The sequence below is a fragment of the Kitasatospora sp. NPDC042419 genome (assembly GCF_056437345.1).
In genome coordinates, this window is record NZ_JBWKAW010000027.1 from 38,432 (window position 1) to 53,730 (window position 15,299).

7 protein-coding genes are annotated in these 15,299 nt (G+C 75.8%); all 7 read right to left on the bottom strand.

Going from position 1 to position 15,299, the window contains the following annotated elements:
* Positions 1–52: 52 nt before the first annotated feature.
* The 7 genes from AC067J_RS34530 to AC067J_RS34560 all read right to left on the bottom strand — a co-directional run bounded on the left by AC067J_RS34530 (position 53) and on the right by AC067J_RS34560 (position 15,153).
* A complete protein-coding gene (locus tag AC067J_RS34530) occupies positions 53–1,051 on the bottom strand; it encodes a TauD/TfdA family dioxygenase (protein WP_478306023.1) in 999 nt (332 codons plus the stop codon).
* Positions 1,052–1,059: 8 nt separating this feature from the next.
* Positions 1,060–1,272 carry an MbtH family protein gene (locus AC067J_RS34535; protein WP_478306025.1) on the bottom strand — a complete coding sequence of 71 codons (213 nt, stop codon included), beginning with the start codon at positions 1,270–1,272 and terminating at the stop codon, positions 1,060–1,062.
* Positions 1,273–1,584: 312 nt separating this feature from the next.
* Positions 1,585–2,769: a cytochrome P450 gene (locus AC067J_RS34540; RefSeq protein ID WP_478306027.1), complete on the bottom strand. Its 1,185-nt coding sequence runs from the start codon at positions 2,767–2,769 to the stop codon at positions 1,585–1,587.
* The gene (locus tag AC067J_RS34545; RefSeq protein ID WP_478306029.1) at positions 2,763–3,656 is read right to left on the bottom strand and encodes a thioesterase II family protein; all 894 of its coding nucleotides are present in this window, start codon (positions 3,654–3,656) and stop codon (positions 2,763–2,765) included. Before AC067J_RS34545 ends, AC067J_RS34540 begins: the two co-directional genes overlap by 7 nt.
* The gene (locus AC067J_RS34550; protein WP_478306031.1) at positions 3,653–5,581 is read right to left on the bottom strand and encodes a non-ribosomal peptide synthetase; all 1,929 of its coding nucleotides are present in this window, start codon (positions 5,579–5,581) and stop codon (positions 3,653–3,655) included. The genes AC067J_RS34545 and AC067J_RS34550 overlap by 4 nt, the downstream gene beginning before the upstream one ends.
* Before the next feature lie 105 nt (positions 5,582–5,686).
* Positions 5,687–10,300, bottom strand: coding sequence for an amino acid adenylation domain-containing protein (locus tag AC067J_RS34555; RefSeq protein ID WP_478306033.1), 4,614 nt, complete (start codon positions 10,298–10,300; stop codon positions 5,687–5,689).
* Positions 10,300–15,153: an amino acid adenylation domain-containing protein gene (locus AC067J_RS34560; RefSeq protein WP_478306165.1), complete on the bottom strand. Its 4,854-nt coding sequence runs from the start codon at positions 15,151–15,153 to the stop codon at positions 10,300–10,302. Before AC067J_RS34560 ends, AC067J_RS34555 begins: the two co-directional genes overlap by 1 nt.
* Positions 15,154–15,299 lie beyond the last annotated feature (146 nt).

Below are 15,299 nucleotides of genomic sequence, written 5' to 3' on the forward strand. Positions count from 1 at the left end.
ACTCACGTCGACTCACGCCACTGCGTGGGGAATGGGTGGTGGCCTCAGGGCCTCAGGCGGGGGCGGCGGCGGTGGGCGGCACGCTGGGACGGCAGTCCAGGACGTCGACCGGGCGGCCCATCGCGACGGCGATCTTCCGGTCGCCGCGGAACGGGTCGCGGCCGTGCGAGCAGAGCACGTTGTCGACCAGCATCACGTCGCCGACCTGCCAGGTCTCGCGGACGGTCGCGGCCTCGTAGGCGGCGTTGAGCGCGTCCACGTCCTCCCGGGTGAGCGGTTCGCCGTCGCCGAAACCGGTGTTGAACGGCAGGCCGTCCGGGCCGAACTCGTCGACCATGGCCTCCCGGATGTCCGGGTCGAGCGACCACTCGTTCCAGAAGGCCAGGTGGTTGAACCAGACCTCCTCGCCGGTGTGCGGGTGGCGGATGGTGGCGGAACGCAGCTGGCCGGTGCGCAGGTTGCCGTCCGGCTGCCACTCCCAGGAGATGCCGTTCTCCCGGCAGTACTGCTCGACGTCGGCGCGGTCCTCGGTGCCGAAGGCGGTCCGCCAGCCGAGCGAGACGTAGTCCGAGTAGTTGCGGGTGAGCGTCCAGCCGGAGGACCGGCCGCGCTCCGCGAGGTGGTCCGGCAGCCCGGCGAGGACCTTGCGGACGTCGGCGGTCGGAGTGGCGCCGCCCTCCTCCGGGGCGGTCAGGCAGGCGAAGAGCAGCCGGCCGGGGAAGGTCAGGGTGTAGCTGTTCTCGTTGTGCATCCGGATCGACTGGGCGGGCGGCAGGTCGGTCGACGAGAAGACGCCGTCCCCGAAGTCGCTGCGCGGGGTGGCCTTCTCCCGGTACGGGGTCGGCTCGGGGATCAGCACGTCGCGGACGGCGGCGACGTCCGCGCTGGCGGCCACCGGCAGTCCGCGCAGGAAGATCGTGCCGTGCTCGTGCAGGGCGGCGGTCAGCTCGGCCTCGTTGTCGCGCAGCCAGGCGCAGGCCTCGGCGAGGTCGGCGCCGGCCGGCACGCGGGTGAGGGCGGGGCGTCCGGGGTTCAGTTCCCAGCTCGGCATGGCGGCGCTCACCGGGCGCCGAGGCCGGCCACCAGACCGGCCGGGCGGATGTCGGTCCAGTTGGCCTCGATCCAGTCGAGGCACTCCTGGCGGGTGGCCTCGCCGTGGACGGTGGTCCAGCCGGCCGGCACGTCGATCCAGACCGGCCAGAGCGAGTGCTGGTTCTCGTCGTTGACCAGCACCAGGTAGCCGGCGTTGTCGTCCTCGAACGGGTTGCTCATGGTGGTCTCCTCGAAGGGGGTGTGGCCTGGGGTGTGGTTCGAGGCTATCGGCGCCGGACGGGCCCGAGCGGCACAAGGCCCGGCAGGTGAGCGGCAGTTAGCCGGCTGCCGGGCGGGGCCCCGGACCGGGGTCGCGGGCGCTCACGCGAACGCGACCCCGAACGAGAACGCGAACGCGAACGACCACGGGCCCGTGGTCGGGGTCGGGCCCGTGGTCGCGTTCGTGGTCGGGGTCGCGCGCGTGGTCGGGGTGGGGCTTCGGGGGCGGGGTGGGGCTTCGGGTGCGGGCGCGGGCGGCCGCGGGGGCGCCGGTCAGCGCGGGGTGAGCCGGACCGGGAGGTGGTCCAGGCCGAAGTTGATGATCGACCGGTTGTACTGGACCGGGCCGGCCGGCTCGATCGCCGCGGCCTTCTCCAGCGCCGCCGAGAACAGCGCGCCCAGCTCGGCCTTGGCCAGCGGCGCGCCGATGCAGTAGTGGGCGCCCAGGCCCAGCGCGAGGTGCTTGTTGGGCGAGCGGTCGAGCAGGACCTCCTCGGGCCGGTCGAAGGCCTCCGGGTCCCGGTTGGCGGACCAGACCCAGACCGCCACCCGGTCGCCGCGGCGGATCTGCCGCCCGGCCAGCTCGACGTCCCGGCTCGCGGTGCGCAGCGTGTGCAGGCCGACCGAGGTCCACCGCAGCAGCTCGTCCACGGCGGAGTCCATCGACACCTCGCCCTGCTGCAGCTTCCGCCAGAGGTCCGGACGCTGAACCAGGGTGTGCAGCCCCATCGCGGCGGTGTGGCGGACCGTCTGGACGCCGCCGACCACGATGTTGTCCAGGTTGAGCACCACGTCCTCCACCGGCATCAGTCGTCCGCCGACCTTGTAGGTGGCCATCATGGAGATCAGGTCGTCGCGCGGGTCGGTGCGGCGCAGCATCACCTGGTGCATCAGGTAGGGGATCAACTGCTGGTGGCCGGCCCGGCGTTCCTCCGGGGTGTTGCCGAGGAAGGCCACGTCGCAGACCCGGACCATCATCTCGCGGTCCTGCTCGGGGACGTCCAGCAGGTCGCACATGACGGCGAGCGGCAGGGCCGAGACCACGTCGACGAGGTCGACCTCGCCCTGTTCGACGGCCCGGTCGAAGAGCTCCCCGGCCCGTTCGGCGATCGACCGGGAGGCGCCGCGCACCCCGCCCTTGGAGAAGAACGGGTTGGCGGGGGCGCGCAGTTCGCGGTGGCGGGGCGGGTCGGTGAGGGCCATCATCCGGCCGGAGCCGACGGGCACCTTGCCGACTCCCGCTCCCAGCAGCGAGCCGGACTCGGAGCTGAACACGGCCGCGTTGCGCAGCACGTCCGCCGACTCACGGTAGGTCATGACCGACCAGACCGGTCCGTCGTCCAGGGTGTCGGTGCGGTGGACGGGCGCCTCGCGGCGCAGCTCGTCGACCAGGGCCGGGGTGTCCGGGCGGGCCCAGAGGGCCGGGTCGGTGAGGTCGACGGAGGTGGTGGTCACCATTGCTGCTCCCTGGTGTCGTGCGCGGGGACGGAGGTCTGGCGGCCCGCCAGGAGGGTGGTCAGGAGGGCGACCGGGCCGGGCCGGTCGACGGTCGCGAGGAGGTGCCCGCCGGGGACGACGTGGTGGCCGAAGGCGCCGCGGGTGTGCGCGGCCCAGCCGGTGAGGTCGGTGGCGGCGAGCATCGGGTCGTCGGCGCCGGCCACCGCGTACAGCGCGGAGCCGATCGGCGCGTGCGGGCGGTACCGGTAGGTGGCGCTGACGGCGAGGTCGGTGCGGATGCCAGCGAGGGCGAGGTCGACGAGGTCGGGTTCCTCCCGGACGGTCTCGTCCAGGCCGGTGAGCCTGAGCAGTTCGGGCGCGTCGAGGTCCTTGGACTCGCGCTCGGTCCACTCGGCGGGGCAGGGCGCGGCGGCGGCCACCACCAGCTCGGGGCGGCGGTCGGCGGGCAGCGCGCGGGCCACCTCGTAGGCGAGCAGGGCGCCGAAGCTCTGCCCGTAGAAGCCGAACCGGACGCCGCCGCCGAGGTGCGGGGTCAGGGCCTCGGTGACGGCCGCGACGAGCGCGTCGAAGTCGGCCGGCATGGGGTGCCGGCTGCGGCCGCCGCGGGCCGGCGGTCGCAGTGCCCAGACCTCGGCGGTCGGGGCGAGGGCCCGGGCCAGCGGGGTGTAGGCGGTGGCGTCGCCGCCGGCGTGCGGGAAGCAGAACAGCCGGAAGGGCCGCTGGGGTTGGGGTGCGGGGACGAAGAGCCAGTCGCCCTCGATCCGCGGACGGGCGGCCTGCGCGCGGGCGGGCTGCGGGACGGCGGCGTGCGGGACGGCAGCCTGGGGGACGGCGGCCCGGGGGACGGCGGCCTGCGAGGCGGCGGCCCGGGGGACGGCGGTGGTCATCGGACGGCCGCCCGGCGGGCGGTGAGCGCGGGGCGCGGGGCGGCGGTGCCCGCCTCGGCGGCACGCCGGACGACCGCGGTGAACCCGGCCAGGTCGTCGGCGTCCAGCAGGTGGCGGAGCTGGAGTTCGACGTTCAGCTTGCGGCGCAGCAGGTGGACGACGCGCAGGGCGGCGAGCGAGTGGCCGCCGAGCGAGAGGAAGTCGTCGCCGGGCTCGACGCTCGGGACGCCGAGGACGGTGCGCCAGACCTCCGCGACCTGCTCGTCCACGCCCGCGGCCGCGCCGTCCGCCGGGGTCTCCGCCCCGCTCCCCGCCGGGGTCTCCGCCTGCGGCGTGGGCAGGGCCCGGTGGTCGACCTTGCCGTTCGGGGTGAGCGGCAGCGCGTCCAGCACGGTCACGGTGGCCGGCACCAGGTGGGCGGGCACGGTGCGGCGCAGCTCGGCGAGCAGCTCGGCGGGGCGGACCGCGCCGGTGACGTAGCCGGCCAGCCGGACGTCCCCGGGAGCGGCCTCGTACACGGTGGCCGCGGCGGCGGTGACCCCGTCCAGGGCGGCCAGCGTGTGCTCGACCTCGCCCAGTTCGACGCGGAAGCCGCGCAGCTTCACCTGCCGGTCGACCCGGCCGACGTACTCCAGCAGGCCCCCGGCGGTGCGGCGGGCCTGGTCGCCGGTCCGGTACATCCGGGTGCCGGCCGGGCCGAACGGGTCGGCGACGAAGCGGCCGGCGGTCAGCCCCGGGTGGCCCGGGTAGCCGTGCGCCACGCCGGGCCCGGCCAGGTACAGCTCGCCGACGGCGCCGGGCTCGGTGACCGGGGCGAGCCGGTCGTCCAGCAGGTGGGCGCGGATGCCGGGCAGCGGTTCGCCCAGGTGCGGGCCGGGGCCGGTGATCCGGGCGGTGACCGCCTCGACGGTGCACTCGGTGGGCCCGTACAGGTTGAACGCCTCGATGCCGCCGTCGGCCAGTTCGCGCCAGGTGCGCTCGGGCACCGGCTCGCCGCCCATGAACAGGCGCGGCACCCGGGCACCGGCCAGCGGCTCGCGGAGCAGCTGCCAGTGCGAGGGTGTCAGGTCGAGGTCGGTGACGCCGTGCTCGGCGAGCAGCGCGGCTAGCCGGGCCGGGTCGGCGCGCCGGGCGTCGTCGATCACCACCAGGGTGTCGCCGCGGCAGAGCCTGGTCCACTGCGGGACGGAGGCGTCGAAGGAGACGCTGGCGTTCCAGCCGACGACGGCCGGCTCGGGGCGGAAGGCGCCGGTCCGGGCCAGGGCGTCCGCCAGGTGGGCGACGCCGCCGTGGGTCACCTCGACGCCCTTGGGGCGGCCGGTGGAGCCGGAGGTGTAGATGACGTAGGCGGAGTCGAGCGGGTGCGGGGCGGCGTCGGACCACGTGCCGTCGGTGTCGGTCACGTCGGTGTCGGCCGCGTCGGCGTCGGTTGCGTCGGCGTCGGTTGCGTCGGCGTCCGGGCGGAGCACCGTGACGCCGGCCGGGACCGGCGGGGCCGCGTCGGCGCTGACCACGGCGGCGAGGCGGGCGTCGGCGGCCATGAAGGCGATCCGCTCGGCCGGGTAGGCCGGGTCCAGCGGGACGTACGCGGCGCCGGCCCGCCAGGCGGCGAGCAGGGCGACCGGCAGGTCGGCGGTGCGGGCGAGGTGGATGCCGACGCGGTCGCCGCGCCGGACGCCGTGGGCGCGGAGGGCGCGGGCCAGGGCGGCGGTGCGGCGGTCCAGGGCGGCGAAGTCGAGGCTGCCGTCGGCGGCGTGCACGGCGGGCCGGCCGGGGTGGGCGGCGACGGCGGCGCGCAGGCCGGCCAGCAGGTCGGCGGGCGCGGTGCCGGCGGTCTCCGGGGCGGCGGGGGCGGCGGTGGGCCCTGTGGCACGGGCAGCGGTGGCGGGGGCGGCGGTGGCGGCCGGCTCGGCGAAGGTGGTCATGCGGGGGCACTCCTCGGTCAGGTCGGGGCAGGTCACGTCGGGTGGGCGCGCGAAGCGGGTGGGCGCGCGAGCGGAAGGGGGCGGTCGGCGTGGCGGTCGGCGGCGTCAGACCGACGCGGCCAGCCGGGCCAGCGCCGCCTCGTAGGCGTCGATGAACTCCTCGGCGGTGGCGTCGTCGACCACCGCGCGCTGGTGGTCCACGGCGAGCAGCACGCGCTGCGAGACCGGGTCCTGGATCAGCGAGGCGCCGAACGCGAAGCTGTTGGGCTCGTGCCGCAGGGTGGGTTCGGAGCCGATCCGGCCGTCCTCGATCCGGGCCGAGCTGAGCCGCCCCAGGGCGTGGAACCGCAGGTAGCCGAACTGGCTGTCGAGCGCGGTGTCGGCCATCATCCGGGCCAGACGGGCGAACGGCACCCGGCGGTGCGGCATCATGTCCAGCTCCTCCCGGTGCACGTGCCGGACGAGCTCCACCAGGTCCTCCCCCGGTTCGGCGACCAGCGGCACGGTGTTGAGGAAGAGCCCGTACACCTCGGTGCCGCCGAGCCGCTCCAGCCGGCCGTTCATCGCCAGCCCGGTGGTGACCCGCTCCCGCCCGGTGATCCGGGCCAGCGCGTGCAGGTGGGCGGCGAGGGCGACCGACTTGACCGGGACGGCGAGCGCGTCGGCGGCCCGCCGCAACCGTCCGGGCGCGTCCGGGAGGACCCGTTCGACCGTGCGCGGAAGCTCGTGGACGTCCTCGCTGCCGGGCCAGAGCTGGCCGGTGGCGCCGTCGAGCCGTTGGTGCCAGTAGGCGAGCGACTCCCGCTCCCCGGCCGCCGCCCGTTCGACGGCGACGAAGTCGCGGAAGGAGGTGCGCGGCGGCGGGGTGGGCGCGGACGCCGGGTCGGCGGCCAGCGCGGCGTGCCGCTCCAGGAGTTCGGTGAGCAGCGAGGTGAAGCTCCAGCCGTCGAGGATCGCGTGGTGCTCCGAGACGGTGAGCTGGTAGGCGTCGTCGGCCAGCCGCTGCACGGTGATCCGGAAGAGCGGTGGCGCGGCGAGGTCGAACGGCCGCTCGCGGTGGTCGTCGAAGACGGCGCGGATCGCCGCGTCCTGCTCCTCCCCGCCCGCGCCGCGCAGGTCGGCGAAGGAGACGGGGGCGGGCAGGGTGCCGTGCACGAGCTGGAGCGGTTCGCCGTAGCCGGAGATGTCGAGGCCGGTGCGGAGCACGGCGTGCCGGGTCATCGCCTCGTTGACGGAGCGGCGGAACGCGGTCTCGTCGAGGTCGCCGCCGATCCGGTAGGAGTTGACGTTGTGGTAGCTGTCGGTGCCGCCGGCGACCTCCATGTGGAAGACCATCGAGAGCTGCATGGAGACCATCGGGTAGGCGTCGACGACCTCCGGCGGCAGCTCGGCCCGGTCCTCCTCGGTGACGAGCGCGAACGGCCGGTCCGCCCCGGGGTCGGCCGCCGCCGGGCGGGCCAGCGGCAGCAGGGCGGCGACGGTGGGCGCGTTGAAGACGTCGCGCAGGCCGACCTGCCAGCCGCGGTCGTGCAGGGCGCCGGCCAGTTGGACGGCCCGGATCGAGTCGCCGCCGAGGTGGAAGAAGTCGTCGTGGACCCCGATCCCGGGGACGCCGAGCACCTCCGTCCAGACCGCGGCGAACAGTTCCTCCTCCGGGGTGCGCGGTTCGACGTGCCGGCCCGCGGTGACGGGCGCTGCCCGCCCCGGGGCGGGCAGCGCCGCCCGGTCCACCTTGCCGTTGACGGTGAGCGGCAGCGCGTCGAGGACGGTGACGCTCGCCGGGATCATGTAGGCGGGCAGCGAGCGGCCCAGGAACCCGCGCAGGTCGTCCGGTTCGCGCCCGGTGAGGTACGCGGCGAGCCGGTCGTCGTGCACGGTGACCACGCAGGCGTCGACGTCGGGGTGGGCGGTGACGGCGTTCTCGATCTCGCCGAGTTCGATCCGGAAGCCGCGCAGCTTGACCTGGAAGTCCGCCCGGCCGACGTAATCCAGCCCGCCGTCCGGCAGGCGCCGGGCGACGTCCCCGGTCCGGTAGAGCCGGGCGCCGGGCGGGCCGTACGGGTCGGCGACGAAGCGGCCGGCGGTGAGGCCGGGGCGGCCCCAGTAGCCGTGGGCGAGGCTGCCGCCGCCGATGTACAGCTCGCCGGGGACGCCGGCCGGGCAGGGGCGCAGCCAGTCGTCCAGGACGAGCGCGGTGAGGTGCGGCATGGGTTCGCCGATCAGGCTCCGCTCGAAGCCCGCGCCGCCCCCGGCGAGGTCGTGGGTGGTGACGTGGACGGTGGTCTCGGTGATGCCGTAGAGGTTGCAGAGCCGGGCGGGCGGCAGCGGGTCGAGGTCGTGCCAGCGCTGGACGACGCCGGGGTCGAGGGCCTCGCCGCCGAGCATGATCCACCGCAGGTCGGGCAGGGCCCGCGGGTGGCGGCGCAGGGCCGGTTCGAGCTGGCGCAGCGCGGACGGCGTGAGGCAGAGGTGGGTGACGCGCTCGTCGTCGAGGAGTCCGGCGAACTCGTCGGGCGAGCGGCTGGTCAGGTAGGGGACGACGACCAGGCGGGCGCCGTGCAGCAGGGCGCCCCACAGCTCCCACACCGTCCAGTCGAAGGCGTGGCTGTGGAAGAGCGTCCAGACGGTCTCCGGGCCGAAGCCGAAGTGCGGTCGGCCGGAGTCCAGGAGGCGGCTGACGTGTTCGTGGGCGACGGCGACGCCCTTGGGGCGGCCGGTGGAGCCGGAGGTGAAGATGAGGTAGGCGAGGTCGCCGGGGCGGCCGGCCGCCGGGGGCCTGGTCGCCGGGTGGGCGGCGATCTCCCCGGCGTGCGCGGTGAGGTCGACGGTCTGCCAGGGTCCGGCGGGGGCTCGGTCGGGCCGGTCGGTGACGACCGCGGTGACGGCGGTGTCGCCGAAGACCAGGGCGGCCCGGTCGGCGGGGGCGGCGAGGTCGACCGGTACGTAGGCGGCGCCGGTCTTGAGGACGGCGAGGATCGCGACGGGGACGGCGGCGGTGCGGTCCAGCAGCAGGCCGACCCGGTCGCCCGGGCGGACCCCGCGGGCGATCAGGGTGTGGGCCAGCCGGTTGGCGCGGCGGTCGAGTTCGGCGTAGTCGAGGGTGCCGTCCGGGTCGCTGACGGCGGGCCGGTCGCCGTACGCGTCGGCGGCCTGCTCGAAGAGGTGGTGCAGGCACCGGCCCTGCTCCAGCCGGGCGGGGCGGTGCGGCTGTCCGGCGGAGGTGAGCCGGAGCACGGTGGCGTCCGGATCGGTGAGTGCGGCGTCCAGCAGGTCGGCGTAGTCGGCGGCGAGGCGGCGGACGGTGCCGGGGTCGAAGAGGTCGCTGCTGTACTCGGCCTCGCCGCGCAGTCCGCCGTCCTCGGCTCCCCCGCCGGGGCCCGCGGTGTCCTCGAAGACGGACCAGGTGAGGTCGAACTTGGCGGTGCCGTTGGAGCGGACGGTGCGCTCGGCGGTGGCGGCGCCGAGGGCGAGCGGGGTGCGGTCCTCGGTGTGGGCGCCGAACACCACCTGGACCAGCGGCGGGTACTGCGGGGTGCGGTCGGTGCCGAGCAGGTCGACCAGTTGGTCGAAGGGCACGTCGAGGTAGCCGAAGGCGTCGAACGCGCCGTCCTGGACGTCGGCGAGCAGTCCGCGGAAGGTCGCGCCGGGGGCGAGCCGGATCCGCAGGGGCAGCAGGTTGACGAAGTAGCCGAGCAGGTCGGCGAGTTCGGGGCGGTTGCGGGTGGTCACGGGGGTGCCCACGAGCAGGTCGTCGGCGCCGGTCCAGCGGCCGATCAGCAGCGCGAAGGCGGCCAGCTGGACGGTGAACGGGGTGACGCCCTCCTGCTCGGCGAGCGCCCGGACCCGGGCGGCGGTGCCGGCCGGCAGGTCGAACCCCTCGGTGCGGCCGCGCTGGCTGCGCTCGGCGGGCCGGGGGCGGTCGCCGGGCAGTTCGAGCAGCGTCGGAGCGCCGTCGAGCCGGTCCTTCCAGTAGGCGAGGTGCTCCTCGTAGGGGGTGTCCTGCTCGTCCAGCGCGTAGTCCGCGTACTGGGTGGCGAGTTCGGGCAGCGCGGGTGCGCGCCGCGCGCTCTCCGCACCGTACGGCTCGGCACCGTGCAGCCCGACGCCGTGCAGCTCGGCACCGTGCAGCCCGACGCCGTACAGCTCGGCGAGTTCGCGCTCGAAGACCTCGGCGGACCAGCCGTCCCAGACGATGTGGTGGACCACGAACAGGAGGGTGGTGCGGTCGTCGGCGAGGCGGACGGCCTCGGCGCGCAGCAGCGGGCCGGCGGCCAGGTCGAAGGGATCGGCGGCGCGTTCGGCGATCAACCGTTCGGCGCGGTCGGCCCGTTCGGACTCGGGCAGCCCGCGCAGGTCGGTGACGGTGAGCGGGACGGCGAGGGTGCGGTGGACGTGCTGGCGGGGGCCGTCGGGGTGCAGCGCGAAGGTGGTGCGCAGCGCCTCGTGCCGGGCCGAGACGCCGTCCAGGGCCCGCCGGAGCAGCGTGAGGTCGAGCGGTCCGGTGACGTCGTACGTCCAGGGGGTGGTGTAGGTGGCGGCCCGCGGGTTCAGGCGGTCGAGGAACCAGAGGCCGCGTTGCAGGCCGGAGACGGGCGCGGTGCGAACCACGCCGTCGGGCAGCGGGTCGGGGTGCCCGTCCGGGAGGGCGGCGGGCGGGGCTTCGGACGGGCTCACGGCCTCGTTCCCTTCGGTCGGTCGGGTGTTCTGACGGTCCGTCATCACGAGGCCAGCCGTTCGGCGATGGCGCCCACGGTGCGGCCGCGGAACACCACGTGCGGCGGCACGCGCGTCCCGGTGTCCTGCGAGAGCCGCATGGCGACCCGGACGGCGGCCAGCGAATTGCCGCCGATCCGGAAGAAGTTGGTGTCCGGGCCGAGGTCGTCGGGGAGTTCCAGGACGGCCCGGACGGCGTCCGCGACCAGCCGCTGGCCCGGGGTGAGCGGGTCCGCGGTGGGCGAGCCCTGGGCGAGCGGCCCGGCCGGGGCGGCGGCGCGGCGGTCGGCCGGGGCCGGCAGGGCGCGCCGGTCGACCTTGCCGTTGGGGTTGAGCGGCAGCGCGTCCAGCACGTCGAGGGTGGCGGGCACCATGTGCTCGGGCAGCAGTGCGGCCAGGTGGTCGAGCAGCGCGTCCGGGTCGGGCGGGGTGCCGCCGGCGGTGACGTACGCGGCGAGCCGGTGGTCGCCCGGGGCGCGCTCGTGGACGGTGACGGCGGCCTCGTGGACGGACGGGTGGCGGGTGAGCGCGTCCTCGATCTCACCGGGTTCGACCCGGAAGCCGCGGATCTTCACCTGGTCGTCGATCCGGCCGGTGATCTCCAGCAGGCCGTCCTCCGTCACCAGGCCGAGGTCGCCGGTGCGGTAGAGCCGCTCGCCGGGCGTGCCGAACGGGGAGGCGACGAACCGCTCGGCGGTCAGGCCGGGCCGGCCGACGTACCCGTACGCGAGGCCGCCGCCGGCCGCGTACAACTCGCCGGCGGTGCCGGGCGGGACGGGGTTCAGCCGCTCGTCGAGGACGTGCACGGCCTTGCCGTGCAGCGGGTGGCCGATCGGGATCGAGCTGCCCGCGGCGTCCTGCGCGGTCGCCCGGTGGCAGGTGGTCAGGCCGAGGCTCTCGACCGGGCCGTAGCCGTTGGCCACGACCAGCTGCGGGTACTGCTCCAGCGCCTTGCCGACGTGGGTGACGGAGGCCCGCTCGCCGGCCGTGAAGGCCACCTTGAGGTCGTCGTAGGTCTCCGGCAGCTCCTCCAGCAGGAAGTTGAACAGGCTGGCGGAGAGCTGGAGCTGGGTGACGCCGTGGCGGCGGGTCAGCTCCGCGATCGCCTGCGGGTCGGGCCGCTGGCCGGGTTGGAGGACGCAGGTGCCGCCGAAGGCCAGCGCGCCGTACAGCTCCAGGGCGAAGGCGTCCCAGGAGACCGGGGAGCACTGGAGCCAGACCTCGTCGGGGCCGAACCGGGCGTAGTCCTGGCCCAGGTAGGTGGTGGTGAGGGCGCGGTGCGGGACGGCGACGCCCTTGGGCCGGCCGGTGGATCCGGAGGTGAACATCACGCAGGCGAGGTCGGCGCCGGTGACCGGCAGGCCGGGGTCGTGGCCGGGGCCGGCCGCGACGGCGGCGGCCTCGGCGTCGAGGTCGAGGTGGCCGGCGACGGGGAACGGCGGCTCCGCGTTCCGGTGGGTGACCAGCAGGGCGGCGCCGCTGTCGGCGACCGCGCCGGCCAGCCGCTCGGCCGGGAAGTCCGGGTCGAGCAGGGTGTAGGCGGCGCCGGCCTTGAGCGCGGCGAGCAGTGCGGTCACCAGGTCCGGTCCGCGTTCGACCAGGACGGCGACGGTGTCGCCGGGGCCGATCCCGCGGGCGGCCAGCCGGTGGGCGAGCCGGTTGGCCCGGGTGTTCAACTCGCCGTACCCGATGCGCTGTTCGCCGGAGACCAGGGCCGTGGCGTGCGGGTCGCGGGCGGCCCGGGCCTCGAACAGGGCGTGCACCGGCGCCTCGACGGAGGCGGCCAGGGTACCCAGCCAGGCCTCGCACAGCTCCGCCATGGTGGCCGGGTCGAACAGGTCTGAGTCGTACTCGAAACGGCCGGTGAAGTCGGTGCCCCGGTCGTCGACGGAGATCGACAGGTCGAAGCGGGAGACCGGGTTGGAGTGCAGCTCGCGGGTGACCTCGGTGCCGCCGATCGTCAACGGCCGGGAGTCCAGCGGGTGCAGCTCCAGCAGCACCTGGCAGAGCGGGTTGCGGTCCTCGGTGCGGTCGTCCGACCGGTCCTCCAGGACCGCGCCGGCGATGTCGTCGAACGGCGTCTCCTGGTGGCGGTACCCGGCGATCGCCACCTCGCGGACGTGCCGGACCAGTTCGCGGAAGTCCGCCCCCTCGTCGAGCCGCACGCGCAGCGGCAGCAGGTTGACGAAGTAGCCGATCAGCGCGTCGAGTTCGGCCCGGCCGCGGATGCTCACCGGGGAGCCGAGCACCAGGTCGCGCTGCCCCGTGCGCCGGTGGAGGGTGAGCGCCAGACCGGCCAGCAGCACCATGAACGGGGTGGCGTCCTCGCTGCGGGCCAGGGCCCGGACGGCATCGGCGACCGGGCGCGGCATGGCGAAGCGGTGGAAGGCGCCGCGGAACGCCTGCTCCTCGGGCCGGGGCCGGTCGGTGGGCAGCGCGGGCTCGGTCGGGGCGTCGCGCAGGTGGCCGCGCCAGTAGTCGAGCCGGCGGTCGGCGCTGGCGTCCTCGTACTGCCAGGCGCTGTAGTCGGCGTACTGCACCGGCAGCTCGGGCAAGACGGCGGGGCGCCCCGCCGCCAGGGCCGCGTAGAACTCGGCGAGTTCGGCCTCCAGGACGGGCAGCGAGCCCTCGTCCCAGACGATGTGGTGGCAGAGCAGCAGCAGGGTGGACGCGGCGCCGGAACGGTAGAGGTGCGCGCGGACCAGCGGGCCGGTCTCCAGGTCGAACGGGACCAGCGCGGCCTCGGCGAGCAGCTCGCCCACCTGCGCGGGCGCGGCCTCCACCACGGTGAACGGCAGTTCCACGGACGGGTGGACCACCTGCCGGGGGCCGTCCTCGCCGAGCGCGAAGGTGGTCCGCAGGGCCTCGTGCCGGTCCACCACGCCGGCCAGCGCCCGGCGGAGCAGCTCCGGGTCGACCGGCCCGTCGAAGCGGAACACCCACGGCACGACGTAGGTCGGCGCGCCCGGGTTCCACTGGTCCAGGACCCAGAGCCCGCGCTGGAACTTGGAGAGCGGCGCCTCGGCGGCCCCCGCCCTGGTCGGCGCCGGGCGCTCGCCGCCCGCCGAGGCGGTGACGGCGGCGGCGAACTCCGCGAGGGTCGGCGCGTCGAAGATGGTGTACGGCGAGATCATGCCGAAGACGTCGAAGACCCGGCCGACCACCCGCACGGCGGTGAGCGAATCCCCGCCCAGGTGGAAGAAGTTGTCGTCGGCGCCGACCTCGGCCACCCCGAGCACGTCCGCCCAGACGGCGGCGATCAGCTGCTCGGCCGGGGTGCGCGGCGGGCGCCGCCCGGCGGCCGGGGCGGCGGGCGCGGCCTGCGGTTCGGGCAGCGCCGCCCGGTCCACCTTGCCGCCGGCGGTCAGCGGGAACGCCTCCAGCGGGGTGACGGTGGCCGGGACCATGTGCTCGGGCAGCCGTTCGGCCAGGAAGGCCCGCAGCTCGGCGTAGTCGGGGGCGGTGCCCGTGGTGTAGGCGGCCAGCCGGCCCTCGTGCGCCACCACGACGGCGGCGGCGACGCCCGGGTACCCGGCCAGCACCTGCTCGATCTCGCCCGGTTCGACGCGGAAGCCGCGGATCTTCACCTGGTGGTCGGTGCGGCCGACGAACTCCAGCGGGCCGCCCTCGCCGGCCGGGCCCGTCCCTGCCTCGGCCCCGGCCTCGATCCGGGCCCCTCCCCCGGCCCCGGCCCCGGCCCCGGCTCCGGCTCCGGCCCGAGCCCCGGCTCCGGCTCCGGCCCGCCGGACGACGTCGCCCGTCCGGTACATCCGGGCGCCCGGCTCCGGCGCGAACGGGTCGGCGACGAACCGGCCGGCCGTCAGGCCCGGGCGGCCGTGGTAGCCGGAGGCCAGCAGCGGCCCGCCCAGGTACAGTTCGCCGGCCGAACCGGGCTGCACCGGCCGCAGCCGGTCGTCCAGCACGTACGCCCGGCGGTCGCCGAGGGTGCTGCCGATCGGCACGGTGTCCGCGTCCCCCGCCCGGCCCGCCAGCTCGTGGACGGTGGCCGTGATCACGGTCTCGGTCGGCCCGTAGGCGTTCAGCAGCGGCACGCCGGTGGCGGCCCACCAGCCGGCGGCGGTGTCCGGATAGAGCCGGTCGCTGCCGGAGATCATCAGCCGCAGGGTGCGCGGCGCACGGCCTCGTTCGCGGAGCGCGGCCACCACCTCCTGGAAGTAGCCGGCGGCCACGTTCGCCACGGTGACGCCCTCGGCGTCCAGCAGGTCCAGCAGGGCGGCGGGCGCCACCAGTTGCTGCTCGGGGACGACCACGCAGGCGCCGGTGGAGAGGGCGGTGAGCACCTGCTCGACGGCCACGTCCACGGTCGGGCGGGCGAAGTGCAGCACCACGTCGTCCTCGGTGAGCCCGAACCGTTCGACGGCGGCGGCCAGGTGGCCGGCCAGCGCGGCGAGCGGGACGTGCACGCCCTTGGGGCGGCCGGTGGTGCCTGAGGTGTAGACGAGGTACCCGGCGTGCGCCCGGAGCCCCGCGTCCGGGGTGAGCGCCTCCCGGCCGTCGCCCTCGGGCCCCGCCGTGCGGAGCTCGACGAGCTCCCCGTCGGTGTAGGCGAAGGTGGCGCCGGCGTCCGCACGGATCCAGCGGTTGCGCTCCTCGGGGGCGTCCCGGTCCAGCGGCAGGTAGGTGGCGCCGGCCCGGAGGGCGGCGAGCAGACCGACCACGTGGTCGAGCCGGTCCCTGCCGGTGACGGCCACCGTCCGGCCGGGCGCGATCCGGGCGGCGAGGGCGCCGCTCAGCTCGTCCAGTTCCCGGTAGCGGACCGTCCGGCCGCCGAGCCGTACGGCCGGCCGGTCCGGGAACCGACGCGCGACGGACATGAAGGGGAAACCGCGAGATTCCATCATCCAACCCCGATGAATTAGCGACGCTGCTGGCAGTGGTGTCGACGATAGGGCGGCTTTTCCGGCCCAATCGGCAGAATGCGCGGAAGTGCATCGGCAGTTTCAACTGCCGCTTTCCGTCCGCCGTTTTCCGTCTGGTGCTTTCC